The organism is Bradyrhizobium sp. dw_78, from assembly GCF_018449525.1.
GTDB lineage: Bacteria > Pseudomonadota > Alphaproteobacteria > Rhizobiales > Xanthobacteraceae > Bradyrhizobium.
On the sequence record NZ_JAAVUS010000001.1, the window covers coordinates 496,289 to 521,968 of the forward strand.

The window sequence follows — 25,680 nt, forward strand, 5'->3', positions numbered from 1 at the left end:
GGCGTTGATTTCAAGACGGTGCGCGGCGACAGCGGCCGGCGGCTCTGCCGGCCTCACCACGCGGCATATGAAACGGGAAAGCATTCCGCGGCCGATTTGCCCGACCAGTGGCGTTCGGGAAATTGATCGACGACCTGCTGCAACGAGCGCTTGCCGCCTTCGACGACCGACCGCTCGTCGTATCCGGTCAGGACGCCATCCGACATCAGCGTTTTGCCGTCGCAAATGACCGTCTCGATAAGATGGGGAGTGGCCAAGTGTACGAGGCTGCGGATCGGATCGTAGACCGGGCCGATCTGCATATTGTCGAAGTCGAGAATGACGATGTCTGCTTTGGCCCCGGCCGACAGGCGGCCGATATCGGTTCTGCCGAACGCCTTTGCGCCGCCGAGCGTGGCTGCATCGAAGAAGGAGGCCGACGTTCCGGCCTCGTGGTTCTTCCCGATCAGTTTTGCCGCCAGCGCGCCCGACCGCATTTCGCCGAGCATGTCGTGCGGCATGACGTCGGTGCCCATCGACATCGTGACGTTGTGGGCGAGATAGCGCTCGAAGCCTTCCAGATTGTAGCCGCGGCGCAAATAGGCGACCGGCGCGTGAGCGACCACGGAGCCGGTGCGGCCGAGTTTTTCGAGATCGTTGCTGTATTCCCATGTGGTCGAGGAGTGGCCTGCGATGTAGACGCAGTGGGCTAGGATCACGTTGGGGCCGAGCAGGCCTTCGGCCTCCATGAGATCGACCGGGGTCATGCCGTGTGTTCTTACGGTCTCGTGGAATTCAAACAACTGCTCGCAGAAATGGGTGCTGAACTGCACGCCGAGCCTGTCGGCATATTCCTTGGCGCGCCGCATCAACGGGACGGTGGCGAGGATGAAATTGCGCACCAGGATCAGCCCCTGAAGGCGTCCGTCGAACTTTCCGTGATGGTCCTCGACATACCGCACGGCGCGCTCGAGTTGTTCGAAGCCGACGGCCTCGTTCCAGATCGGCTGCAGACGACCCTGGTGATCCTTGTCGAAATAGTTTTCGGCGCCGGTCGCCTGCGGCGCGTAGTAGACCCTCAAGCCGCTTTCATCGGCGAGGTCGGTCATCAGCTTGGGGTCGTCGCGGCTTCCGGCGCCGAACGACAGCACCGTGGTCACGCCGTTGCGGATCAGCTGAGCGAAACCGAACCGGATGGAATGTTCGGCCGAAGCCGCGGCCACCACCGGGCGGCCATCGATGCCGTTATTGGGGGTGTAGTTGAGGAAGCCGGAACGCATCACATCGCGGCGGCCGAGATCGGTGATGAGCCGGGAGCCCTCATGCGCGTTGACATGGGCGTGGGTGGAGACGAAACCCGGGATGACCAGTTTGCCTGCGGCATTGATGGTCTGGTCCACCTTGCCGTCATAGGCGGTGCCGACATGGATGATCCGGTCGCCTTCGAAGACCAGGACGCCATCCTTCAGAACACGATGGCCGCCGTCCTTGTACGCGATGATCGTTCCGCCCGAGATAAGGGTTATCATTCACCTGATGCCTTCTGAATTCGTCGGAGACCTTTGAAGTCGCCAGAGACCGTTCAGCAAGAGCCGTGCCGAACATAAGCGACTGAGTTAACTGGTGTTTTTAGTCTGGATCTCCAGTGTGGCCTAAATTGAATGCAGGAATGATGTTTCTGTATGCAGATTTACCAGCGACCCAGCGAAACAGGGTATTCGACATCAACCGGCTTCCCGGACCAGTGGCGCTTGGGGAATTCATCGACGACGCGCTGAAACGAGCGTTTGCCGCCTTCGACGATGTCGCGCTCGTCATAGTTTTGGAGCACGCCGTCCTTCAGCAGGAACCGGCCGTCGCAGATGACCTGCTCGATCAAATCGGGGGAGGCCAGATGCACCAGGCTCCGGATCGGATCGTAGACAGGGCCGATCTGGAGGTTGTCGAAATCCATCACCACGATGTCGGCCTTGGCGCCGACCTCGAGGCGGCCGATGTCGGTGCGCCCGAGCGCCTTGGCGCCGCCGAGCGTCGCGGCATTGAAGAAATCGATCGATCTGCCGACTTCGTGGTCGCGCGCGATCAGCTTGCAGGCCAGCGCGCCGACCCGCATCTCCATGATGATGTCATGCGGCATGACATCGGTTCCCATCGACATGGTGACGCCATGAGCGAGGTAGCGGTGAAAACCCTCGAGCGCATGGCCTCTGCGCAACATCACGAGCGGCGCGTGCGACACCGCCGTTTTGGTGCGGCCGAGCTTTTCCAGATCGTTGGAATATTCCCAGGTCGTGTAGGAATGCCCGGCGAGATAGATCGCGTGGGCCAGCAGCACGTTCTCGCCAAGCAGACCTTCGCGCTCCATCAGGTCGACGGGCGTGATGCCATAGTCGCGGACAGTGCGGTGGAATTCGAACAATTGTTCGCAGAAATGCGTCGTGAGCCGTAATTTTCGGCGGTCCGCGATCTCCTTGCCCCGGCGCATCAGCTCGATCGTGGCGAGCGCGTAATTGCGAATGACGACGATGCCCTGGAAGCGGCCGTCATGGCTGTTGTGGTGCTCTTCGATGAATTTTTCCTGGGCGTCCAGTTCGGCATGGCCTTTCGGCTCGTCCCATTTCTCCACCATCCGGCCGTCATCGGTAAAATAGTTCACGGCTGAATTGGCTTGCGGTGCGTAATACACCCGCATGCCGCTTTCGCCTGCGAGTTCGGCGAATGTCTTCGCCGCGCCCGGCGTGCCGCCGCCGAACGCCATCGCGGTGGTGATGCCGTTGCGGATGAGCTGGGCGAAGCCGAAGCGGATGGTGTCTTGCGGAATCGCCGCGGCGACATAGGGAGGCCCATCCGGACCATTGTTCGGCGTGTAGTTGAGAAAGCCGGACCGCATCACGTCGCGGCGGCCTACGTCGGTAATCAGGCGCGTGCCCTCATGAACGTTGATATGGGCGTGCGTCGACACGAAGCCGGGAATGACGAGCTTGCCTCGGGCATTCAGGACAAGATCGGCAGGGCCGTCATAGGAATGGCCAATGTGAACGATCTTCGATCCTTCGAATACCAGAACGCCATCGTCCAGAATGCGGTGAGCACCATCCCGGTAAGCGACGATGGTGCCTCCGACGATCTTCGTTCGGTTCGGCCGAGGGCTGCTCATGGAGACTCCGCGTGCGGTGAAGATCGGTATGGATGAAGCAACGCCCGCGGATCAGGCGGATCGTCGCGTCATCCCGGGCGGTAGCGAGGCGATGAAATCGGCGAGATTGTCGCCGAGCAGGTTGACGTGATCCCGCGCCGCGCGCTGGGCGGTATCGGCGTCTGCGACCAGGATCGCATTGAGGATGAGCTGGTGCTCCGTGATGGTCGCGGTCATGCGCCCCGGCTGGAACGTGACATAGCGCCGGTAGGGGGCGACGCGCCGGCGCAAGGTTCGGGTCTGGTCGGCGAGGAATTCGGACTGCGAGGCATCGTAAATGGCCTCGTGAAATTCGCGGTTCACATCATAGAAGAGTTGCGGATCGCCGCGTTTCAGCACGTCGCTCAGCTGTTCGTGGGTGCTGATCAATCGATCCTTGTGGTCCTGCCGCGCGCGCCGGGCCGCTAGCCGTGCATGCAGCCCCTCCAGTTCGGCCATCAGCTGGAACATCTCGAGCAATGTCGGGATCGACACCGCGGATACCGTCAGGCCTTGCCGTCCGCTCATCTCGACGAGACCGACGGCGGCAAGTGCTTTCAAGGCCTCGCGTACGGGGGTGCGGGATACCTTGAAACGTTCGGCGATCTCCATCTCGTCGAGGCGCTCGCCCGGCGTGAGCGTGCCGCTGACGATCATCTCCTCAAGGGAGCGCCGCAGGTTTTCCGACAGGGTGGCGGAACGGTCGCGCTTCATCCGCTTCGATGTCGCGGATTCAAGGTCATTCAATGATTCCTCCTATCGCCGGTTCCGTTGGCGCCGCGTATAAGCCGATCTAATAATACAAAAAATTATTGTTTGCATGCAAACTCCATGTTACGCGCATCCCAATGACGGTCAAGATTATTCGACCAAGCAATTTGTGGACCAAAGCCGGCAAGGAAAAAATGCACCCGTTTGAAATCCGCAACGCTCATTTCGACCGGCTGGTGAATACGTCCGGCCTGAAGTGGCTAGGGCAAAACACCAACCACGCCACGCCGCATCCCGCCGTGCTGGAGGCGATACAGCGCTGCCTGGCCGATGAGGAGTTCCACATCTATGCGCCGCCCGTCGGCCTCGAAGCATTGCGGTCGGGAATTACAGCCGATCTTGGCTTGCCGGATCAGGCTGCGCTGGTGTTCGACGGCGCCGTTTCCGCGCTTGCCCATAGTTGCCGGGTGTTGCTTGGACTGGGCGACGAATTGATCACGACCGATCCCACCTGGAATTGGCCGATGGTCTTTGCCAAATCAGTCGGCGCGACCGTCAAGCAGATTCCAATCTACGGTGACGAATATGGCTATCGGCTCGCGCCGGAGCGGCTGGCCGCGGCGATCGGACCGAAGACGAAGGTCGTCTATCTCGTCGATCCGAACAATCCCCTGGGAAGCGCCTGCACGCCGGCGGAGATGGATGCGATCGTCGATGCGGTCCGGCCGAGCCAGGCATTCCTGATTCATGACTGCACCTACCGGCATTTTGCTTATGATCATACGCTGGCGGCGAGCCGCTTTCCCGAGCGGACGCTGACGGTTTATAGTTTTTCCAAATGGCTTGGTCTCGCGGGGTTGAGAATCGGCGCCATGGTAACGACGCCCGATCTTGCCGAGCGATTGGCCGCGGCCCAGCCGAATATACTGGGCTCCAATATTTTGTCGCAGCGCGCGGCGATTGCCGGCCTGCAGATCAAGGATGAATGGTTTCCCGGCGTGCTGGCGCAGCAAAGGGCAAACCAGCAGCTCATCAAGGACGCCGTCGATCGCTTGGATAACGTGAGAATTCCTGTTTTCCCGTCGAACGGCAATTTTCTCGTCATCGAATGCAGCGGGGCCGGTGTGCGGCCGGAAGTATTGACGGCCTGCTACCAGGAGCGCGGGATCATGATCCGGCAGGGCGCTTATCACACGCCCAATTTCGGCGATCGCTTCGTCAAGGTCAGCACCAGCGTGCCGGCCGAATGGATCGAGGAATTTGTGGAGCTGCTGCCCGCCATGATGGACATGGCGCGGGGGCGAAACGAATCGGTCAAGCTGTTTTAGGCGGGGATGGTTGTCGCTTGCGGGCTTCCGATGCTCTGGGCGAGCCTTGCGCATCATCGTCTAGCTAAAGCCGTCGTAAAACATTGAAACGTGATGGAAAGAGAATGATGGATCTCAATCTGGGTGGCAAGAAAGTGCTGATTACCGGGGCTTCGCAAGGCATCGGTGAGGGTCTGGCGCATGCCTTCGCGGCGGAAGGGTGCAAGCTTCACCTCGTCGCGCGTTCCGCCCCGCGCCTGAATGAGATCAGGGACGCCCTTGTCGCCCAGTTCAAGACCGAGGTCACGGTCCAGCCGATCGATGTGATCGCTGACGGAGCGATTGACGAGATTGCAGCCGCGGCCGGCGATGTCGACGTGCTGGTCAACAATGCGGGAACGGTTCCGAGCGGCGATCTGTGGCAGGTCGATGCGCAATCGTGGAAGGACGGCTGGGCGCTGAAGGGTTTCGGCTATGTCGATCTGACGCGCGCGATCTATCCGCTGATGAAGCAGCGGGGCGGCGGCGTCATCCTCAACAATATCGGCAATGGCGGCGAGATCTGCGATCCGATGTACATTGCCGGCGCCACCGCCAATGCGAGCCTGATGGCCTTTACGCGCGCGCTCGGCGGCCGCAGCCTCGATGACAACATCCGTGTCGTCGGCGTCAATCCGGGGCCCGTCGATACCAGCCGCATCTACAACATGCTGAAGAAGCTCGCCAAGTCGCAATTCGGCGACGAGGGGCGCTACACCGAGCTGCGGGACCTCTATCCGCTGAAAAGGCCGGCGACGGTCCGCGAGATCACCGATCTGTTTCTGTTCCTGGCATCCGAGCGTTCGGGTTACACCTCGGGCACCATCGTCACGGTGGATGGAGGAATTTCATCCCGCCGTTCCATCGTCTGAGGAGGCAGTCATGGCATTTGCGACGGTCAGCGACGGCGTCAAGATTTTCTTCGAAAGCGCGGGCTCCGGATCCGCGATCGTGTTCGTGCATGAATTTGGCGGCAATCATTGGAGCTGGGAGCCGCAGATGAATTTCTTCGCGCGGCGGCATCAATGCATCACATTCGCCGCGCGAGGCTTTCCGCCGTCCGACATCCCGCAGGATGCCGACCAATATTCGCAAGCGCGTGCGGCGGACGACATCATCGATGTCATGAACGCGGCGGGAATCGAACGGGCTCATATCGTCGGCCTTTCGATGGGCGGCTTCGCCGCGCTCCATGCCGGACTTCGCCATCCGGAGCGGGTGTTGTCGGTGGTCGCCGCCGGCGCCGGTTATGGCGCCGAGAAAGAGCACGAAGAATATTTCCGCGGCATCTCCGAGCAGGTGGCGCACAATTTCACGAAACTCGGATCGGCCTCGTTCGCGCCGGTCTATGCCGAGGGCGCCTCACGGGTGCAATTCCAGGCCAAGGATCCGCGGGGCTGGCGGCTGTTCGCCGACCGGCTGGCGCAGCATTCCTCGGTCGGCGCCGCCAATACCATGATCGGCGTGCAGATGCGCCGGCCGTCGCTGTACGATCTTGAGGCCGACTTCGCGAAGATGCAGGCCCCTGTCCTGGTCATGGTCGGTGACGAGGACGACCATTGCCTGAAGCCGGGCCTGTTCCTGAAGCGTGTCATTCCGAGCTCGGGCCTGGCGGTGTTTCCGAAATCGGGCCACACCCTGAATCTCGAAGAGCCGGCGCTGTTCAATCATCTCCTGGCCGAGTTCATTGCGCAGGTCGAGACCGGGCACTGGGTGAAGCGGGATCCGCGCGCCGATCCGGCGCAGATTATGCGCACGGACTGACATACCATGCCGCATCGGCCCTCCGGATTCGTCGACGACAAACGGCTCTGGGACCGCTTGATGATGCTTGCGCAATTCGGCGCGCGGGAGGATGGCGGCGTCGACAGGCCGGCGCTGTCGCCAACCGAGAGTGATGCGCGGGCGCAACTGGTGGCTTGGGGGCGTGCTCTCGGCTTGCACCCGTTCAGCGATGCAATGGCCAATCTGTTCCTGCGACTGGAAGGCCGCAGGCCTGAACTCCCGCCGGTGCTGATCGGATCCCATATCGACTCGCAACCGACCGGCGGAAAATTCGACGGCGCATTCGGGGTGCTCGCGGGCCTCGAAGCGGTCGAGGCCATCATTGCCTCGGGCCAGCGCCCGGACCGTTCGATCGAAGTGGTGGCTTGGACCAATGAGGAGGGGTCGCGGTTCGCGCCGGGCATGGCCGGATCGGAGGCGTTCACCGGAGCAAAGCCGCTTGAGATCCTGCACGCCGCCAAGGATGCGGCCGGGTGCAGTGCCGGCGCGGCGGTGGCCGAGGTACTTGCGAAAGATGTCGACGTTCCGCAACGTGCCTTCGGATGGGCGCCGGCGGCTTTCGTTGAACCGCATATCGAGCAGGGCCCGATCCTCGAAAAGCGCAATATCACGATCGGCGTCGTCACCGGTATTCAAGGCACCCGCCGCTACCGCGTGCGTGTGAGCGGCGAGGCGGCCCATGCCGGAACCACCTTGCGCCGGGATCGGCGCGATGCCCTGATGGCTGCGGTCCGCATCATTCACGCGATCGATCGCGTGGCGCGCGAACCCGATGATGTGATGCTGACGGTTGGATTGTTCGAGGTGAAACCGAACGCGCCGTCGGTGATTCCCGAGGAAGTCTATTTCTCGATCGACCTGAGACATACGGATGATGCCGTCGTGGACCGGATCGATGCGGAGATCCGCCGTCTTGTCGAGGCCGAGAAGGGGCCCTGCGCGGTCGAACTGCGACAGATCGCGCATGCGCCGTCGCTCACATTCTCCGATGAGGTGCGTTCGCTCGTTGCGCGCGCGGCCGACGATCTGTCGCTGCCGTCGATGGATATCTATTCGGCGGCCGGGCATGATGCCCGTCAGCTGCATTACGTGTGTCCGACCGGCATGATCTTTGTGCCCTGTCGCGGCGGCATCAGCCACAATCCCGCCGAGTGGGCCGAGCCGGCGCATGTTGCTGCCGGCGCGCGCGTGCTGGCCGATGTTGCCTGGGCGCTGGCGGCACGGGGCGATTAGCATGTCGGTCTGGTCGAGCCGGCATCCGGCCGAAAGCCTGTTGTCTGTCGTTCCTTTGCAGCCGCGCAAGCTGGTCGGTCAAAGCGTGCGCCGGCGGGAGGATGCGCGTTTCATCACGGGAAGTGGTACGTTTCTGGACGATATCCATCCGCCCAAGCTGGTGCATGGTATCTTTCTGCGCTCGTCCCATGCGCATGCGCGATTGTTGTCGCTGGATCTCGGCGCGGCCCGTTCAATGCCGGGAGTTGAACTGGTGCTCGGCTATGCCGATCTTGCCGAAGGCGGGCTATCGACATTGCCGCTCGATTTTCCGCCGCCCGGCCCTCCGGTGCCCGGAGCCCATTGCGCCGACCAGCCGCTGCTTGCAAACGGCTATGTGCGGTGTATCGGCGATCCGGTCGCTTTCATCGTTGCGAGAACCATCGCGCAGGCGCGCGATGCGTCGGAAGCCATCGTCGCGGAATACGAGGAACTGCCGGCGGTCATCGATCTCAAGGATGCGCTCGCCGACGTAAATCTGGTCTGGCACGATTCCGCCACCAACCTGGTCTTCGATCATGAAGAGGGAGACCCGGCGGCCGTGGACGCCGCCTTCGCCGCTTCGCACAGAGTGGTGCGACTGGAGGTGATGAGCAACCGGGTGAACGCGTTGCCGATGGAAACGCGCGCCTGTATCGGAACCTACCACAAGGGCGAGTTCACGCTGCATGTCAGCACGCAGCGGGTTCACGTCTTGCAGCGCGCGTTGGCGGACCGTGTGTTTTGCGTTCCGCGCGAGCGCGTCCGGGTGATTGCGCCGGATACCGGCGGCGGCTTTGGCCAGAAGAACGGTCTCTATGCCGAATATGTCCTGTGTCTGGAAGCATCGCGGCGGCTCGGTCGTCCGGTCAAATGGCTGGCGGAGCGATCGGAAGCGTTGCAAAGCGACTGCCACGGGCGCGACAACCTGTTCACCATCGAAGCCGCGCTCGATGGCGACGCCCGCATTCTGGCAATCCGCGCCACGCGCCTGATGAATATGGGCGCCTATACGGCGCCGCGTGCGATGGTGCCCGTGCTGAATGGGCTCACCCATCTGACCGGAGTCTATTCGATTCCAGCCGCGCATGTGCGCGTGCAGGGCGTCCTGACCAATACGGCCTGCACCAGCCCCTATCGGGGAGCGGGCCGTCCCGAAAACGTATTTTGCTGCGAGCGGCTGATGGATGACATCGCGCGCAGGCTCGACATCGATCCCATCTTGTTTCGCCGGCGCAACCTTGTGCAACCAAACTCCATGCCGTGGACGTCGCCACTGGGGACGCCCTTCGCCGATGTGGACTTCGAGACGATGCTCGACGATGCGCTCGGCCTCGTCGGCTATTCCGGATTTTCGGTGCGGCGCAAGCAGGCAGAGAAGCGGCAACGTCTGCGCGGTGTCGGCGTCTGCCTGTTCGCCGAAGATCTTCATGGCTCCCATGAGCCGATCCCGGCCCATCTGAAGCTGCAGCACGACGGCAAACTTGCGGTGATGGTCGGCTCCGGATCGGCCGGTCACGGCCATGAAACAAGCTTTCTGCAGATCGCAGCGGACAGCCTTCATCTGCCGATGGAGCGGCTTGCCTTCGTGCAGTCCGATACCGCCCTGATTCCGGATGGCGTGGGCACGGCCGCGTCATGGTCGACAACGCTCGGTGGCTCGTCGGTGCGATGCGCCGCGGCGCTGGCCATCGAACGGGCGCGCGAGATTGCAGCCCGGCTGCTCGATGCGTCCATTGCCGATACCCAATTCAGGGACGGTCTGTTCCGGATCGCCGATACCAACCGTGTGGTGGGTTGGGACGAGATCTTCGCGGCGGAGCCCGACTTCACCGCTTCGGCGAGTTTCAAGGGAAGCGGTCAGGCTGTCCCGGTGGGATGTCATGCCTGCGAGGTGGAAGTCGATCCCGACACCGGTGAAGTGAAGGTGATTGCGTTCGCTGTGGTTCAGGATGCCGGGCGCATCATCAATCCGATGCTGGTGACCGGCCAGCTTCATGGCGGCGTGGCGCAGGGCGTCGGGCAGGGCTGGGTGGAAGGGATCATCTATGACGCGGGCGGCCAGCTTATATCCGGCAGTCTGATGGATTACGGCGTGCTCAGAGCGGCGGATCTGCCGAACATCGCGACGGCTTTGCTCGAGAATGCCGAAGCGAGCAACCCGCTCGGCGTCAAAGGCATCGGGGAGTCTGCGGCAACCGGAAGCACGCCGGCCTTCGTGAATGCGGTGTTGAACGCGCTTGCGCCGCTCGGCGTCCGGCATATCGAGGCGCCGCTGTCATCCCAGAAAATCTGGGCGAGCCTGCATGGCGCGCCGACAGGGCCAATTTCCGGCGATTATTGATGTATTCAAAAATTAAAATTCTGCATACAAATTGTGCGCGGCGCCTAATTGTCGGCCGGCTGATCGCGTGCCAAATTGTGAAGGAGTAAATAAATTGATTTATTTCAATAGGTTAGTAGTTGGTATGTCGATTGCTTGGCCGGTTCGAAAGCTAAATGCAAAAGCTAATGCAGGAGTGTCGAAATGATCGTGGTTAAACCTGGCCATCGCTTGCGGGCCTTGATCGTTGCCGGTTCGGTCTGGTTCGGGGCCGCGGCGGCGCAGGCGCAGTCTCCGGGCGTGACGGCCACGGAAATCACGATTGGAGCGCTCGGTCCGCTGACGGGAGCGACTTCCTTCATGGGCGTTCCCGGTCGCGACGGCATGCAGCTTGCCGTCGATGAAATCAACCAGGCCGGCGGCATCAACGGTCGCAAGCTGAAGCTCGATTTCGAACACGCCTTTACGCCGGCGGAGAGCGTCGCGGCGGCGAAGAAACTGGTTGAAGACGACAACGTCTTCGTTCTGGTACTGGCTTCCGGCAGCACGGGTGCAGCGGCCGCCGCCGATTATGTGCGCGAGAAGGGCGTCCCGACCTACAACCTTTACGGTGCGACGCCCATCATCCGGACGCCGTTTGCCGAAAACGTATTTCATGGCGCGATGCCATCCGCCACGGACTCCGCGCAGGCCCTGGTGGATCGTGTCTTCCAGGCCAATCCCAAGGCCAAGAAAGTCGGGCTTCTGGTCGGAACCTATGCCTTTCCGCAAGCCAATAAGGGCGCCGTTCTGCCACTGCTCCAGAAGAAGCCCGTTGACGTCGTGGTCGAGGAGTTCGACCAGGGCGCCCGTGACTTCACGTCCCAGCTTCTCGCCTTTACGCGCGAAAAGGTCGACGCGGTCATCGTGATGGGAAGCTTTTCGGAGGCCGGATTTGCGATCAAGCAGGCGCCGGAGAAGGGACTTACCAATGTGGTCTGGGTGCTTGACGGCTCGGCGGTCAACGATGCCGTCGTGCCCATTCTCGGCGACAAGAATCCGCCCAATGTCTGGGGCTATTCGAATACGCCATACTTCCCCGCGCAGTCGGTTGCGGCCACGAGCAAGTTTCGCGAGTTGTGGACCCATCGCTACGGCCAGCCTCCGCAGGGACGGCCGAACATCTACGATCTCGTGGCCTATGGTGACACCTACGTTCTGGCCGCGGCGATCAAGAATGCCGGCAACGATCTGTCCTGGAAAACGCTGATCGCTTCCTGGAGCAAGCTGAAGGATGTCAAACCTTCCGATCTCGGCGGGCTCGACGTGGTCTATCCGGAATCCTTCACGGAGACCGATCACCAGGGCAACCGTCTGATGGGGCGGGCGACGATCAAGGACGGCATCTGGCAGGTCGTTCCGAACTGATGGCGGTGTCATCGAAAGGCAAGCCGTGATGGCTGAATTGCTGATGACGATCGTGGGTGGCATCAAGATCGGTGCCATCTACGCGCTTGCGGCCATCGGGCTGGTCGTCATTCACAAGGCGACAAAAACGGTGAACTTCGCCCATGGCGGTCTGGTCATGCTCGGCGCCTTTGCCACCTACGAGATGGTGGTGGTGTTCGAGTGGCCTTACTGGATGGCCTATATCGCGGTTCCGGTTCTGATCGGCGCACTCGGAGCACTGCTCGAATTCGTGGTGCTCAAGCCATTGCGCCGGGCGGACCTCTTCACGGTCATCATCGGTACCATCTTTCTTGGGACGGCGCTTTCGGAAGCCTATCGGCTGGCTGAAAATTCGGAGCTTCTCGCCGTTCCCGCGCTGTTTACCGGGCCGCCGCTGCTGATCGATGTCGGCAGCGACGTCGTGATCTTCACCCGCGAGCAGATCTGGGTCACGCTCGGGGCACTTGCGGTCGGCACCGCTGGCGTCGCTATTTTCCGCTATTCCTCGCTCGGCCGCAGCATGCGCGCGATGGCGTCCAATAGCCGCGGCGCTCAGCTTTGCGGCTACTCGGTCGAGGGTGTTTATGGGATCGCGTGGTTCCTGGGATCGGCGCTGGCCGGCCTCGCCGGTGTGTTCGCAGCGCCCAGCAAGGGCGTTTCACCGGATCTTGCCGTCTCCATCGTCGCATCGGCCTTCGTCGCCGCCGTCATCGGCGGATTCGACTCCCTTGGCGGAGCCATCGTCGGCGGCCTGCTGCTGGGCTGTGTCGAGACGCTGTCCGCAGCCTATGTCTCCAGCTCCCTGAGCATGGCCATCAGCTATTTTCTGCTGTTTTGCGTCCTGCTGGTGCGGCCGGAAGGCCTGTTTCCGGAAGCGAAGCGCCGCCATGTCTAGGAACCTGATGTCTGGAACGCGCGTGTTCGGTCTGCTCGCATTGCCGATCGGACTTCCGGCCCTGTTTATCCTCGCCGGCTGCCTCGCCGACGATTACTGGCGATATGTCCTGTGTCTTACGGTATCGGCGGTCGTCGTCGGTGCGGGCCTGACGATGCTGGTGAGTTTCGCGCGCTGCATCACGTTGGCGACCGGCGCCTTTCAGGCGCTCGGCGCCTATGGCGCGGTGCTGCTGATGATCAACCTGTCGCTGCCGTTTCCGCTCGCGGTGGTGGCGGGAGGATGCGCCGGCGCGCTGGGCGGCCTGTTTCTCGCCGTTCCGGCGGTCCGGTTTCGCAGCCACAATCTTGCGATGGTCACGCTTGTCTTCCAGTCGATCGTCATCATTGCATTGCGCGAGTTGAAAGGATTGACCGGCGGGGCCGAGGGGCTAAGCGTTCCGGCGGCGACGATCCTTGGCGTCGCCATCCGTTCGGATCTCGCGAATCTCGTGATGGCCTGCGTGTTTTCCGCGCTCATTCTGATCCCGCTGATGATTCTGTTGCAGGGGCCGTTCGGCAGGAATCTGCGCGCGCTGGCGGTCAACGAAGTGGGCGCGCGGGCCTTCGGCATCCGTATCGAACATTATCTGATCGCTGCGTTCGTCATCAGTTCGGCTGCGATTGCGATGGCCGCGGCGATCGTCGCGCCGCGCCTTCGCATCATCGACCCGGACAGCTTCGGATTATACAGTTCGATCCTCACCCTTGCTTACCCGATTGTGGGAGGCCTCGGATCGGTTTGGGGCGGCGCAGTCGGGGGAGCGGTGCTGCGCATCCTGCCCGAGGTGCTGCGTCCGATTGCGGGCTATATCGAGCTTATTTTGTCGACCGTCGTCCTCCTGACGATGCTGTGCTTTCGCGGCGGATTGAGCGAGATGGTCTCTCGCCTGTGGCCCGCGCGAAGCGAACCGGCGCGTTCGTCGCGCGGATCGGATGCCGTAGTGGTGTCGGCCTTGCCGCATCTTGTTCAGCCTCACGATCATTCGGCTGTCGAAGCGCTGGTGACGGACAAGCTTGTGAAGCGCTATGACGCGCTGACTGCCGTCGATGGCGTCAATCTGAAAGTCAGGGCAGGCGCCTTGCACGGAATCATGGGGCCGAACGGCGCGGGCAAGACCACGCTGTTCAACACCGTCTCGGGTTTCATCCGCCCGGATGCCGGTCAGATCCGGTTGTTCGGTACCGACGTGACCTCAGACCGGATCGAACAACGCATCGGCCTCGGCGTGACCCGGACATTCCAGAACCTTGCAATCTTTCCGTCCCTGAGTTGCCGTCAGAACGTCATCATCGGGTTTGGCCGCAACAGCATTGGCGCCGCGCTAGGTCGCAGTGCCGGATGGGCGCTGAATACCAAGACGAGCCGCGAGGAGGCCGAGCGCGCGGACTGGGCGCTCGATGCCGTCGGTTTGGCGCATGTCATGGATCTGCCGGCGGGCAAGCTTTCCCTCGGCGATCAACGGCGGCTCGAGATCGCGCGCGCCGTGGTGTCGCAGCCGCGCCTGATTCTGCTGGATGAGCCGGTCTCCGGCGTCAGCCAGCAGGAAGTCGAACAACTTTTGGTCCTGCTGAAAGCCATCAATCGCGATCTGGGCGCGACGATGCTGGTCGTCGAGCATAATATCGGCTTCCTGGTGTCGTTGTGCGATACATTGTCGGTGATGGCGTCCGGACGGATCATCGCCGAAGGCGTGCCGGCCGAGGTCGTTGCCCGGCGGGACGTTCTCCGTACTTATTTCGGCGAAACCGATGAGGCCGCCTGATGCTTGAGGTCAGGGGTCTGCGGGTCGCTTATGGTTCGGTCGAGGTGGTGCATGGCCTCGATCTCGATGTCGCGGCGGGTGAATCGCTGGCGCTGCTCGGGGCAAATGGCGCCGGCAAGACCTCATCCGTGGAGGCGATCGCCGGGCTGCTTCCGACGGCCGGCGGCCGCGTCAATCTTGACGGCGAGGATGTAACCCGCCGTCCGGCAAGCTACATCGTGCGCCGTGGGCTGGCGCTGGTGCCGCAATGGCGCGAGTTGTTCGCGAATTTCAGCGTCGATGAAACGCTGCGCGCCGCGATGTCGGCGCCGCGCGGGCGGCCGCCGCTTCCGCTGGAGAGCGTATACGAAATGTTTCCCGGGCTCGCCCAGCGCCGCGCCCAACTGGCCGGCTCGCTGTCCGGCGGCGAGCAGCAGATGCTTGCCGTTGCCCGCGGCCTGGTTACCAACCCCAAGCTCATGCTGCTGGATGAGCCTTCGGCGGGCCTCTCTGTCGGCGTGACGCGGTCGCTGATCGGGATCGTGAAACGCATTCGCGATACCGGCATTGGTATTCTGATCATCGAGCAGAATCTGGAGATCGCGCGGGCGCTGGCGACGCGCTGCATCGTGCTGTCCGCCGGGCGCATCGCCTGGAGCGGCGCGATGGATGACGCCATGGCAAATGTCGAAATCAAGCAAGCCTATTTCTCCTGAAGCGAGCCGGATGCAAAAAATGACGAACAATGGAAATGCTGGACCGGTCGACGTCGAATATCTGGCGGTCGCGCCGGGCCGTGGAGATATCAGGAACCGCGCGACGGTTTCATTTTCGGACGGATTGATCGGCAAGATCGAAAGCTCGAGCGGTTCGAACGGCAGGGGGCTTCTGGCCATGCCGGCCCTGGTCGACGCCCACGATCACGTCCGCGGCCTTCATCATATCGCGTTCGGTGCGAAGGATCAGACGTTCGAAGTCTGGCGCGCCGCGCTCTATGCGCAGCCGCCGCTCGATCTCTACATGAATTGCGCGCTGGCGTTCGGCCGGCTGGCCCAGGCCGGTGTCGGATCGGTGATGCACGTCTATTCGTCGATCAATGTCGAGCGGATGGCGGAGGATGCTGAGATCATCAGCCGCGCCGCCCGGGATGTGGGCGTGAGGCTGGCGCTCGCGGTTCCATTGCGGGACCAATTGACGCTCGGATACGCCGATGACGAAAAGCTGCTGGCGCTTCACGATCCGCGCGACCGCGAATTCATTCGTAATACCTGGCTCTATCCATTTCCTTCACCCCGGACCTACATGGATATGGTCGCGGACATTGCCCGGAAGGTGGAAGGACCGACTGTCTCCGTGCAGTACGGGCCGAACAGCCCCTATGCGTGTTCGGACAAGCTGCTTCAAAGCATAGCCGAGGCCTCAGCCCGCGACGGCCGCCGTGTCACCACGCATATTCTGGAGACTTCGCTCCAGCGGCGCTGGGCCAATGCGACATATCCGAAGGGCTTTGTTCGCCACCTCGCGGATCTCGGCCTGATCACGGAGCGGTTTACCGGCGCGCACGGGATTTGGTTGACGCCTGACGAAATCCGCATCATGGCGGAGAACGGCGCGCAGATCGCGATCAACGCAAGTTCGAACCTGCGGTTGCGTTCGGGGATCGCGCCAGTGAGTGAATATATCAAGGCGGGGATGCGTTTCTCGTTCGGCATCGATTCATTCTCGATCGACGACGACGAGGATGCGTTCCGCGAATTGCGGGTGGGACACTGGCTGTTTTCGCTCGACGGCAGCCCCGCGCCGATGAGCCAGCAACTTCTGTTCGAGGGATGGCATCGGAACGGTTACCGCGCCGTCAACAACAAGGAAGGCTACGGCGAAGTGATGCCGGGAGCGCCGGGCGATCTTGTCGTGCTTAATTTCGATTCGATGGCGTATGACGTCATTGACGGCATGGTCGATCCGATGGAAGTGGTTTTGACGCGGGCGACGACCAGGCACGTCAAAAGCCTGTATGTCGCCGGCCGCGAAATTGTCCGCGAAGGCAAGGTGCTTGGCGTCGATCTCGAAGCGATCGAACGCGAGGTTATCAAGATGGCCCGCGCCAGAGGCGAGCACATGCGCTCGCTCAGGCCGATCCTGGAACGCACGCAGAAGACGCTAAAAAGCTTCCACGAGGAGACGTTTCCAAAATAAGCAGCGGGAACGACAGTCCCGCCAGGTAACGTTATGCCGAGACCTGATCCGGGACGATGCCATAGCCGTTTGGGTTCCGGCTCTGCCATCGCCAGGTATCCGCACACATGTCGTGCAGTTTTCGTGTCGCGCGCCAGCCGAGGAGTTTGTGCGCGAGGTCAGTAGCGGCATAGTAACTGGCGACGTCGCCATCCCGTCGTGCGGAAAAGACGAACGGAATGTCCTTGCCGCACGCCTTCGAAAACGCCTGCACAAGATCGAGAACGCTACTGCCGCGGCCGGTTCCCAGATTGACCTGGATAAAGTCCTGCCGGCTGAGATGTTCGAGCGCGCGCAGATGGCCGCTGGCGAGATCCATCACATGGACATAGTCGCGGATGCCGGTTCCGTCCGGCGTGTTGTAATCATTGCCAAAGATATTGACATGGGGACGCCGCCCCACCGCGACCTGGGCGATGAAGGGCATGAGATTGCTGGGAACGCCGAGCGGATCTTCTCCGATCAACCCGCTGACATGACATCCCACGGGATTGAAGTAGCGCAGGATCGCGATCTTGAAGCGGTTGGTGGACTGGGCTACCTCCGTCAGCATCTCCTCGACGACCAGTTTGGTGCGCCCATAAGGGCTGTAAGGCGACTTCGGGTGATCTTCCGTCAGTGGAAGAAAGACCGGATCGCCGTAGACGGTCGCCGATGACGAGAATACCAGCTTGCCGACGCCGACATCCTGCATGGCCTGCACGAGACTCATCGAGCCGAGCACGTTGTTCTCATAGTAAAGCAGGGGATGGCTCACCGATTCCGCAACCGATTTCAGCCCGGCGAAGTGGATCACGGCTTCGCAGCGATGTTTCGCCAGCGTGGCTGAAATGAGATCTCGATCTCTGACGTCGCCTCGAACCACGACGGGCGCGGCGCTGGTGATGCGCTCGATGCGTCTCACGACTTCGATATTGCTGTTGCAGAAATTATCGAAAATCACGACCTGATGGCCGGCCTCGATCAGCTCGACACAGGTATGCGAGCCGATATAGCCGGCGCCGCCCGTCACCATAATGGTCATGCGTTAGTCCAATTTCTCAAACTGAACCGCGGCGGATCGAACCTTTGCAAGGACGTCGCGCAGTTGTTGATTGGCTCAATATCATTTCTTTATTGCGGGAGAATGCTCTGCTGTTGATATCGGGCGAACAATCCGAGCGGGACAATAACGCCAACTCCGTCCGCTGCCGTCTCGGATTTCAATCATCATCCGTTCAATAAGCGCTGTCGGTTAGCAACAGGGAAGGTATCGTAACGATCAAGATCTTCGCGTCGAGAGCCATCGACCAATTCTGGGCATAGAAGGCGTCACATGCGACGCGCTTGCTGTAGGTGGTGGTGCTGCGACCGCTAACCTGCCAAAGGCCGGTGATGCCGGGGCGGCAGGCCAGGTAAGCACTCACGGCGTTGGAATACCGGCCCAGTTCTTCCTCGGTAACCGGCCGCGGTCCGACAATGCTCATGTCGCCTTTAAGGACATTGAACAACTGAGGTAACTCGTCGAGGCTGGACTTGCGCAGGAGAGCGCCGATCTCCGTTATTCGCGGATCGTGGCGAAGCTTGCAGCTCGCCGCCCATTCGGCTGCGGCCGCGGGATCGGAAGCAAGGAGTTGCTGCAGGCGCTGCGGAGCGTCCGTCGCCATGGTGCGAAACTTCAGACAATGGAATGGCTTTCCGTTGAATCCTATGCGCGGATGACGGAATAGCGCGGACCCCGGAGAAGTCAGGACAACCGCGGCGAAACAGATAATCAGCAAAGGAGAAAGCAGAATAATTCCGAAGAGCGCCAGTACGATGTCCACTGCTCTCTTTGGACCTAACCCAGTGGGATGCGGTACTTCCACAGAAGCAAACCGCAACTTGCCGCGTGTATCAACCAAACCGGCCATCGGGGTACTCCTAACAAAAATACTGAAAAAACAGCTTGTGTTAGTACGTCGATGCACTTCCCCAAAAGTGGTTAGCTTTTATCCCCCAAGTTTTACTTTAGCTTAAGGATACCGTGCGATGCACAATTAGCGCAAGCCCCCATTTTGGGCAGTGCTAATAAAATTTTCATCAGGCGAATCCGAGAGATACATCTTTTGCACTACCTCCTTTGGAGGATGGTTATTTCGTTCGCGCGGCATTGCAGCATCATCATCGACGACATGCGCGCCAACCGCATGGTTGATCGATCTGCGGCCTCAAACGCCTTAATTGCGTGGGCGCCGTGCGACGCGTCGGTCGCTGCTGCCCGGTTCAGGCGCGTGCGTGGGGCTTGGTGTAGTAGGTATAACGCCGATCAGAATAGCCTTCGTGCCGGCGCATGACCGCTTCATCGGCCTTGTTGAGTACCGCGCCGAGGAGACGATCGGATAAAATGGAGGAAGAGCCGACGGCCTTGAGAATTTCATCGGCCGATGTGCTTCCCCACTCGACGACCATGACGAAGGCATCGAACAAGTGGGCTACCGCCTTCACGTCAACCACTGGAAGGATCGGAGGCAAGTCAACGAGGACGTAATCGTAATCGTGTCTGGCCTTCTTCAGCATGTCTTTGACGGCCGCCGAATTGAGGACGTCGGAGCTGTTTGAAAACGGGACCTGCGTCGAGGCCGGCAGGAAATCGAACTTGAATTTCGGATCTGCTACGACCAGGCTGTCGAATTTTAGTCCGTCCGCAACCATGTCGAGCAAGCCCGGCGCAGCTTCATAACCGAGCGACCTGGTCATCGAGGGGTTTCGCAGATCGGCGTCGACCAAAAGCGTGCGCACGCCGGTCTTCGCCACAAAAGCAGCAAACGCTGCGGCAACGGTGGTCTTTCCTTCGCCGGGAAGAGCCGAAACGATTCCGATCACCTTGCCCTCGGTTGGATGAAGGTCGATGGCGACCTTGATGTATCGCAGGGCTTCGGCGGTTGCGGAAAAGGGTGAGACCTCGTTGATCTGGTGAAATGCCGACGAATCCTGGGTCGGTCGCCGCATGCCGACGAGGGTCTTTTGGCTGGACAAAGCCGGCAGAACGGCGAGGCAGGTGGTTCCCAGGAGTTTTTCGAGTTGCGCGCGGGTATGGATTTGCCGGTTCAGTTGTTCGCGGGCAATCCCGGATACCGCTCCAAGTATCAATCCGCAAATCGCCGCCAGCGCCAGCGTGAGTCCGACCTTCGGCGAGCTTGGCTTACGCGGAGGCGATGCGTCGGTGACGACACGGGCTTCGGTCGAGGGGAACGACTGCTGCTGCACCGATTGGGTGAAGCGCGACAGGAAGGTTTCGTAGATATTGCGATAGCTGCTTGCGGCGGTTTCGAGCTCGCGCAACCGGACTTGCGACTGCCTCGTCGCGGCCGACTTCTGGAACACGTCGGTCATGCGCTTGTCGATGGCTTCTTCCTGGCTTTTCGCGATCTGGAACTCGCTCTTATAGCTCTCCGCGATGCGGGAAACCTCGTCCCAGATCGACTGCTGCAAGGTGGCCATATCGGTTCGCAGATTAAGGACGGCCGAATGGTTCGGACCATACTTGGCGCTCCACTCGGTCATCTTGTTTTGGTCTTCGAGAAATTGCTGCCGAAGCTTTGTGATGACGGGGCTGCTCAGGGCGTCCGTTACCACCGGATCTGGAATGGTGAAGTTCGCCTTGTCCGATCGTTGCTCCATAACGCGCGTTATGCGGTCGAGCTTTGCTTGCGCTTGGCTGGTGTCGGCGCGAGCCTTCGCCAGGGCTATTCCGAGTTGATCAAGTTCGGTTTCACTGGCCAGCTTGCCGTCGACGCCGATGATGATGCTATTTGCGGATTTGAAATCCTGTACCGCCTTGTAGGCATCGCTTGCCTGCTGGCGAAGTTCTCCTATCCGTTGTTGGAGCCATTCGCTGGCGCGCCGGGTCGATTCGAACTTTGCGTCTAGCTGATCTTCGATGTAGGCGTCGGCGAATGCGTTGGCGATCGTTGCCGCCTTGGCCGGATCGAGCGAGGTGTAGGAAATTTCCTCGTGATAGCTGCGTCCGAGGCGGATCACACGCAGATTGCTTTCGAGGGTGTCGATGGCGCGCTGCATCAGTTCGTCATCCGACGGTCCCTCGTCGGGTTGAGCAGCCCACCGGAATCCAGGCAGGTCGGATATTCCGGTCCTGACGATCGCCGACTTGAACGACGAGAACATCCGTTGCCGTAATCCCGGCCCCGAGCCGACAAACTCCGGGTCTTGGTTCAAATGCAACCGGCGAATAACCGCGGTAGCCACTTTTTCCGATTTAGTGGTCTCGATCTCGCTTTCCACCGCCGCATCGTCGATGCCGCGGCTTTCGGACGACATTTCGCTCTGCACCCAAACGATTTTTTTGGTGTCGATGATCATGTCCGTTCGCGCGGTGTATTTCGACGGCGAAGCTGCGACGTAGAGGATGCCAAGGACAATTGACAAAGCGGTAATCGCGGCGATGAGGCGCCACTCGCGGCTGAAAAAAGCGCGAAGCTGGAGCATCGACAGCGTTCCGGAGCCGGAATCGCTGTCTGTTTGCGACGTATAGGGCGGAAACTGTCCGGCAATGTTCATCTATGAACCCTCAAACTACCGCGGACTTAATTCAGCAAAGCCACCTCGTATCGACGAATGAAAACCTGCGTGCCGCCCGGGCAACTACGTGAGCAGCCATATTTATTATATTTATAGCGTAATTCGTTGTGTTGACGCTGAGGCCGTTAGACGCAATCGCGGATGCGGCAGCAGCTTCTGAGCTGCCGGGCGTTACGGTCGTCCCTCGATGTGAGCTTGGATTGATAGCTGCCACTGCCCGCGGAACCTGTTGCAAAAACGCCGTCGGTTGCTTCAACTATTTGTTTCGTATTGAGAATTATTCTTAGTAAGATATCGTAAAATATCGAACATATCAATCACGGTTGCGATGCAAAATTGAGCGGTCTTCAATAGGTTGAAGGGCCTGACCTTTTCCGGAAAATCGCCGGTCGGATATGATCGTCCTGCCTATGCTTTGCGCAGGAGCTGCTGACGTAAACAAAGCGCGTCCCGCGTTCGCTTCGAGACGGGTGAATATCAAAGTTCCATCCGCGGCGGAGTTGCCAAAGGCGCGTCGGCTTTTTGCGCTAGGAGGCCGTCGATATGGGCGCGCATCCTTTGAAAGAATTGATCTCGGCCGAACTGTCGCGCATGTGCCACGATTTGTTCGGAATCGATGTCGATTGCTGCAAGGCTCCGCACCGCCGACGAAATATCCTCGACGGTCTGTTTCTCAAAGAAAACCCCTGACAGGCCCTTTGCGACTGTTTCGATCGCGCCGCCCCGGCCATAGGCGACGACGGGACGTCCGCTGGCCATCGCCTCGACCGGTACCATTCCGAAATCTTCCTCGCCCGGGAAAATCAACGCACGGCATCGCGCGTAATGCTGCTTCAGGACATCGAATGGCTGCGACCCCAGTACCTTGACGGTGGGTCCGGCCAGCCGGCGAATTTCATCGAGCATCTCGCCGCCGCCGATCACGACGAGTTCGAGCTTCATGTCATTGAAGGCGCGCACCGCGAGATCCGGCCGCTTGTAGGGTACGAGTTCGCCCACCATCAAGTAATAATCACCGAGTTCGGAAGCCGCTGCCGGCGAAAACGCGCCGGTGTCGACGGGAGGGTGAATGACGACAGAATCTGCGCCATAGTATCGACGGATACGCCGTGCGACCGTCGCCGAATTCGCGACGAAGCTGTCGACCCGCGCGGCCGACGTCACATCCCACATGCGCAGATAGTGTGTCAGTGGCGGCATCATCTGCCGCGCGAGCCAGCCTGCGCTTTTCCGGTAGTCGTGATACATGTTCCAGATATAGCGCATCGGCGTGTGGCAGTAGCAAACGTGGACGGCCTCGGGCGGCGCGATGATGCCCTTGGCCGGGCCGGATTCACTGCTGATGATGAGGTCGTAGCCATGCAGGTCGAGTTGTTCGAGTGCGAGCGGCATCAGCGGGAGATAGGTCTTGTACATCCTGGCTGCCCGCGGCAGCGCATTGATGAATGTCGGAATGACGCGGTGCTGGCGAATTCTGCCGGAAACCATCTCTGGAACATAAACATGGGTGAAGATATCGGCCTGCGGATACATCTCGCAGAGCGCTTCAATCACCTTTTCGCCGCCTCTCATTCCGACGAGCCAGTAGTGAATGATGGCGATTTTCATCGACGCTCTTTCAATGAATGGCTCAAATCAGGAATATCACTTCTTCGCAGCGGTCGCTTTCGGAACGGGTTGCTGTCAATGCGGTGTATGTGGCGGTCCCGCGGGACAACCACCCGGCGGCCCGGCGTCGCGCCCATAAACGTGAACATAGTCGACAAGGAGCGTGGAGGGGTTCGGTGTCTGGTCGATCGGCCAGCCGCTGCCGAGGGCGAGGTTCACGAGCGGGTAGAGCGGGCCGTCGAGCTCGGGCGGAGTGGGTTGGCTCCAGACCTGTTTGCCATCGAGAAAGAAAGCCACGGCCTGCGGCGATACGTCGACTCCGAACGTATGGTAGTCCTGGACCAAAGAACCATCGGGCACTGTGATCTTCTCGCCGGTGGCCCTGGTCTTGGCCATGTCCTTGTACCAGATGTGCAGGGCGGTCCGGTAAGCGGACGTGAACTGACCATAATATTCGATGACATCGATTTCGACATTGCGGTCGGAACCTGCGACCGGCTTCAGCGCCGCCAGCCAAAACGCCGGCCAGGTACCAGGTCCCGGCGGCATTTTCATCCGGACCTCGAAATATCCGTAGCGTGTTCCGGCACCGGCGCCCGACGCATCGGCCGCGGCGATCAGGCCCGAGGTCCAGCGGCCGGCGCGATCCTTGGCGGCGGTTATCGAAAGAATTCCGTTCTCCACCTTGAACGGACCGCGCGGCCCGGGATCGAGAAACTGTGCATCACCGAAATCACCGCTCCACGGTGTGTGGGCGGTCCAGCGTGCCGGGCCGATGCGGTGGGCCGAAATACTTTCCTCGTCGAAATCCTCGATCATGACGGGATGAAGTTCGCACGATCCGGAGATCTCCGCTGAAGCCGCAGTCGGACCTTTCAACGTGACGAGAGCGGCGGCCAGGAAGCAGAAAGTCGATTTTTTCATCTGGCACGTTCCTCGCTGTTTGGTGGCTGGAACATTGATACTTACGATGGACAAAATGCATCTTCGTCCAGGCAGGCATTAGACGACTTTCGAAAGGCCGCGATTTTACACGGAGCCACGCATATCTATACCAGAACATCGAACATCGCATGACACCGGTCAATTGGTGTCCCTCAAACGACTTTGTCGGGAAGCCTGCAAAGGCTGTGCCGTCCTGATGCGTACCGTCCGAAGGTGACGGCGTGGTCACGCAGCCCGTGTCGGAAAAGTTGTCATCCGGATCCCAAAGGCAAAAAGCGCGCCGAGGTAGATGGCGGCCCCAAAGGCAGAGGTAATTACCAGCTCCAGGACCGCATTAAGATGTTTTCCCGTCAATTCGTGTTGCAGCAACAGAACGAAAAGGGCCATCAGCGAGCAGGCCGCTGCGGTCTTCCAAAATTGGCCAACCTCGGAAGCGACCTTCGCACCGATCAGATGCCGCGCGGCCAGCAATGATAGGACAAACAGGATCAGCGAGACCGCGCCGCGCGCCGCGATCACACCCATCAGCGAATAAAAATAGAGGCCCAGCGACATCAGGATAATCTTCGAACATAGTTCGATGAAGCCTATCCGGAATACGAGGCTGGTCCGGTTGGTCGCCAGCGCAAGGGAGTGCAGGGGCTGATAGAAAGCGGCGAGCACGGTCGTCAGCGCCAGCCACTGCAAGTAGAGTGCCGCCTCTGTCCATTTAGGGCCCAAGAGCACTTCGACGATGAGATTCGACGTCAGCGACATGCCGACGCAGGCCGGCGCCGCGAGCATCATCGTAAAGCGGGAGGCCTTCGAATAGGCGTTTCGGAGCCGCTCGCGATCATCATTGATCCTCGCGAATGCCGCCATCACCGGCTGCATCGCCGGACCGATCAGACTCTGCGTCGGCAGGACCGACAGATCGCTCGCCATCGCATAGCGGCCGAGATCCGATTTACTGATGAAGTAGCCGAGCAAGATGCGGTCGAACTGCCAGCTCAGGGCGGCAACGAATTGCGCCATCGACAGCCATCCCAGGAATGTCCAGAATTCGGCGAGACGAGCCAGCGACAGCGCAGGCCTGTACGGCGCCAGGAAATACGAAATCAACATCGCGGCAACCGGAGCCGATATGCTGTTGGCCGCAATCGCCCAATAGCCGCCGCCGAGGTAGATCACCGAGATCGACACGATGAAGGCTGCTATTTTTCCCAGGATCTCGGCGATAAATACCTGGCGGAAGCTCAGTTGCCGAATGTATTCCACCATGGCGGGGCTATAGAGGCTGCGGGCGATCGGCCCGATCGCAATAACAGCAACCAGGGCGACGAGACGGCTGTCATTGTAGATACGGGAAAACGGCCACGCCACCACCAGCACGACGAAAGCGAGCAGCAGACCTCTTAGGGCGCCCAGCGTGAAGGCCGTATCCATGTGGGATTTCGTGACGTGCTTCAGGCGCGTCAGGGCCTGAATGAGCGGAACTTCGAGCACCATGTCGGTGATGACCGTCAGCGTCATAGCGAGCGCGGTCAGCCCGAAGTCCGCAGGCGTCAGCGTTCTTGCCAGGACGAGCACCGTGACGAAGTCGATGAGGCGGCCCGCAAGCCGCGAAGAAACCGTCCAGCCGGCCCCCAGAAGGGTTTTCATTGTCAGCATCGTTGC

19 protein-coding genes and 1 pseudogene are annotated in these 25,680 nt (G+C 60.6%); 10 read left to right on the forward strand and 10 right to left on the reverse strand.

The window, feature by feature from the left end; all coding sequences use genetic code 11:
• Positions 1–53: 53 nt before the first annotated feature.
• The 3 genes from HB630_RS02275 to HB630_RS02285 all read right to left on the reverse strand — a co-directional run bounded on the left by HB630_RS02275 (position 54) and on the right by HB630_RS02285 (position 3,901).
• Positions 54–1,508, reverse strand: a complete 1,455-nt coding sequence (locus HB630_RS02275; protein ID WP_213769800.1) for an amidohydrolase family protein — start codon at positions 1,506–1,508, stop codon at positions 54–56.
• A 161-nt stretch (positions 1,509–1,669) separates the two neighbouring features.
• Entirely contained in the window at positions 1,670–3,136 is a 1,467-nt protein-coding gene (locus tag HB630_RS02280) for an amidohydrolase family protein (RefSeq protein ID WP_213769801.1), read from the reverse strand.
• Between the two features lie 51 nt (positions 3,137–3,187).
• On the reverse strand, positions 3,188–3,901 hold the full coding sequence (locus HB630_RS02285) for a GntR family transcriptional regulator (protein WP_213769802.1): 714 nt from the start codon (positions 3,899–3,901) through the stop codon (positions 3,188–3,190).
• A 101-nt stretch (positions 3,902–4,002) separates the two neighbouring features.
• Here HB630_RS02285 and HB630_RS02290 point away from each other — a divergent pair, with 101 nt between their 5' ends.
• The 10 genes from HB630_RS02290 (at position 4,003) to HB630_RS02335 (ending at position 16,872) form a co-directional block, all read left to right on the forward strand.
• On the forward strand, positions 4,003–5,193 hold the full coding sequence (locus tag HB630_RS02290) for a pyridoxal phosphate-dependent aminotransferase (protein ID WP_213769803.1): 1,191 nt from the start codon (positions 4,003–4,005) through the stop codon (positions 5,191–5,193).
• Positions 5,194–5,300: 107 nt separating this feature from the next.
• A complete protein-coding gene (locus HB630_RS02295; RefSeq protein ID WP_213770688.1) occupies positions 5,301–6,083 on the forward strand; it encodes an SDR family oxidoreductase in 783 nt (260 codons plus the stop codon).
• Positions 6,084–6,093: 10 nt separating this feature from the next.
• Complete coding sequence (locus tag HB630_RS02300; protein ID WP_213769804.1) at positions 6,094–6,975, forward strand: alpha/beta hydrolase; 882 nt, start codon at positions 6,094–6,096, stop codon at positions 6,973–6,975.
• Positions 6,976–6,981: 6 nt separating this feature from the next.
• Positions 6,982–8,229: a M20 family metallo-hydrolase gene (locus HB630_RS02305; RefSeq protein WP_213769805.1), complete on the forward strand. Its 1,248-nt coding sequence runs from the start codon at positions 6,982–6,984 to the stop codon at positions 8,227–8,229.
• A gap of 1 nt (position 8,230) precedes the next feature.
• On the forward strand, positions 8,231–10,591 hold the full coding sequence (locus HB630_RS02310; protein WP_213769807.1) for a xanthine dehydrogenase family protein molybdopterin-binding subunit: 2,361 nt from the start codon (positions 8,231–8,233) through the stop codon (positions 10,589–10,591).
• 183 nt (positions 10,592–10,774) lie between these two features.
• Positions 10,775–11,977 carry an ABC transporter substrate-binding protein gene (locus HB630_RS02315; RefSeq protein WP_213769808.1) on the forward strand — a complete coding sequence of 401 codons (1,203 nt, stop codon included), beginning with the start codon at positions 10,775–10,777 and terminating at the stop codon, positions 11,975–11,977.
• A 28-nt stretch (positions 11,978–12,005) separates the two neighbouring features.
• Complete coding sequence (locus HB630_RS02320) at positions 12,006–12,893, forward strand: branched-chain amino acid ABC transporter permease (protein ID WP_213769809.1); 888 nt, start codon at positions 12,006–12,008, stop codon at positions 12,891–12,893.
• A gap of 7 nt (positions 12,894–12,900) precedes the next feature.
• On the forward strand, positions 12,901–14,697 hold the full coding sequence (locus HB630_RS02325) for a branched-chain amino acid ABC transporter ATP-binding protein/permease (RefSeq protein WP_213769810.1): 1,797 nt from the start codon (positions 12,901–12,903) through the stop codon (positions 14,695–14,697).
• On the forward strand, positions 14,697–15,392 hold the full coding sequence (locus HB630_RS02330; protein ID WP_213769811.1) for an ABC transporter ATP-binding protein: 696 nt from the start codon (positions 14,697–14,699) through the stop codon (positions 15,390–15,392). The genes HB630_RS02325 and HB630_RS02330 overlap by 1 nt, the downstream gene beginning before the upstream one ends.
• 19 nt (positions 15,393–15,411) lie before the next feature.
• Positions 15,412–16,872 (forward strand): amidohydrolase family protein, encoded by a 1,461-nt coding sequence (locus HB630_RS02335; RefSeq protein ID WP_213769812.1) that lies wholly within the window; start codon positions 15,412–15,414, stop codon positions 16,870–16,872.
• Positions 16,873–16,903: 31 nt separating this feature from the next.
• Here HB630_RS02335 and galE read toward each other — a convergent pair whose 3' ends face one another.
• The 7 genes and pseudogenes from galE to HB630_RS02365 form a co-directional block, all read right to left on the reverse strand.
• The gene (gene galE, locus HB630_RS02340) at positions 16,904–17,935 is read right to left on the reverse strand and encodes a UDP-glucose 4-epimerase GalE (protein WP_213769813.1); all 1,032 of its coding nucleotides are present in this window, start codon (positions 17,933–17,935) and stop codon (positions 16,904–16,906) included.
• Positions 17,936–18,128: 193 nt separating this feature from the next.
• A complete protein-coding gene (locus HB630_RS02345; protein WP_213769814.1) occupies positions 18,129–18,803 on the reverse strand; it encodes a sugar transferase in 675 nt (224 codons plus the stop codon).
• A gap of 352 nt (positions 18,804–19,155) precedes the next feature.
• Positions 19,156–20,952 (reverse strand): AAA family ATPase, encoded by a 1,797-nt coding sequence (locus HB630_RS02350; protein ID WP_249780665.1) that lies wholly within the window; start codon positions 20,950–20,952, stop codon positions 19,156–19,158.
• A gap of 222 nt (positions 20,953–21,174) precedes the next feature.
• A pseudogene (locus HB630_RS28235) lies at positions 21,175–21,450 on the reverse strand (Wzz/FepE/Etk N-terminal domain-containing protein); the annotation flags it as partial.
• Between the two features lie 498 nt (positions 21,451–21,948).
• The gene (locus HB630_RS02355) at positions 21,949–23,079 is read right to left on the reverse strand and encodes a glycosyltransferase (protein ID WP_213769816.1); all 1,131 of its coding nucleotides are present in this window, start codon (positions 23,077–23,079) and stop codon (positions 21,949–21,951) included.
• Positions 23,080–23,154: 75 nt separating this feature from the next.
• Entirely contained in the window at positions 23,155–24,003 is an 849-nt protein-coding gene (locus HB630_RS02360; RefSeq protein ID WP_249780602.1) for a glycoside hydrolase family 16 protein, read from the reverse strand.
• A gap of 246 nt (positions 24,004–24,249) precedes the next feature.
• Entirely contained in the window at positions 24,250–25,665 is a 1,416-nt protein-coding gene (locus HB630_RS02365; protein WP_249780603.1) for a lipopolysaccharide biosynthesis protein, read from the reverse strand.
• Between the last annotated feature and the right edge of the window lie 15 nt (positions 25,666–25,680).

Excerpts from the sequence above, each read along its gene's own strand:
- HB630_RS02360 (WP_249780602.1), bottom strand. The coding sequence starts at position 24,003 with ATGAAAAAATCGACTTTCTGCTTCCTGGCCGCCGCTCTCGTCACGTTG.
- HB630_RS02325 (WP_213769810.1), top strand. The coding sequence starts at position 12,901 with ATGTCTGGAACGCGCGTGTTCGGTCTGCTCGCATTGCCGATCGGACTT.
- HB630_RS02330 (WP_213769811.1), top strand. The coding sequence starts at position 14,697 with ATGCTTGAGGTCAGGGGTCTGCGGGTCGCTTATGGTTCGGTCGAGGTG.
- galE (WP_213769813.1), bottom strand. The coding sequence starts at position 17,935 with ATGACCATTATGGTGACGGGCGGCGCCGGCTATATCGGCTCGCATACC.
- HB630_RS02275 (WP_213769800.1), bottom strand. The coding sequence starts at position 1,508 with ATGATAACCCTTATCTCGGGCGGAACGATCATCGCGTACAAGGACGGC.
- HB630_RS02315 (WP_213769808.1), top strand. The coding sequence starts at position 10,775 with ATGATCGTGGTTAAACCTGGCCATCGCTTGCGGGCCTTGATCGTTGCC.
- HB630_RS02300 (WP_213769804.1), top strand. The coding sequence starts at position 6,094 with ATGGCATTTGCGACGGTCAGCGACGGCGTCAAGATTTTCTTCGAAAGC.
- HB630_RS02335 (WP_213769812.1), top strand. The coding sequence starts at position 15,412 with ATGACGAACAATGGAAATGCTGGACCGGTCGACGTCGAATATCTGGCG.
- HB630_RS02320 (WP_213769809.1), top strand. The coding sequence starts at position 12,006 with ATGGCTGAATTGCTGATGACGATCGTGGGTGGCATCAAGATCGGTGCC.
- HB630_RS02310 (WP_213769807.1), top strand. The coding sequence starts at position 8,231 with ATGTCGGTCTGGTCGAGCCGGCATCCGGCCGAAAGCCTGTTGTCTGTC.
- HB630_RS02280 (WP_213769801.1), bottom strand. The coding sequence starts at position 3,136 with ATGAGCAGCCCTCGGCCGAACCGAACGAAGATCGTCGGAGGCACCATC.
- HB630_RS02350 (WP_249780665.1), bottom strand. The coding sequence starts at position 20,952 with ATGCAGCGCGCCATCGACACCCTCGAAAGCAATCTGCGTGTGATCCGC.
- HB630_RS02295 (WP_213770688.1), top strand. The coding sequence starts at position 5,301 with ATGGATCTCAATCTGGGTGGCAAGAAAGTGCTGATTACCGGGGCTTCG.
- HB630_RS02355 (WP_213769816.1), bottom strand. The coding sequence starts at position 23,079 with ATGAAAATCGCCATCATTCACTACTGGCTCGTCGGAATGAGAGGCGGC.
- HB630_RS02345 (WP_213769814.1), bottom strand. The coding sequence starts at position 18,803 with ATGGCCGGTTTGGTTGATACACGCGGCAAGTTGCGGTTTGCTTCTGTG.
- HB630_RS02365 (WP_249780603.1), bottom strand. The coding sequence starts at position 25,665 with ATGAAAACCCTTCTGGGGGCCGGCTGGACGGTTTCTTCGCGGCTTGCG.
- HB630_RS02290 (WP_213769803.1), top strand. The coding sequence starts at position 4,003 with ATGACGGTCAAGATTATTCGACCAAGCAATTTGTGGACCAAAGCCGGC.
- HB630_RS02305 (WP_213769805.1), top strand. The coding sequence starts at position 6,982 with ATGCCGCATCGGCCCTCCGGATTCGTCGACGACAAACGGCTCTGGGAC.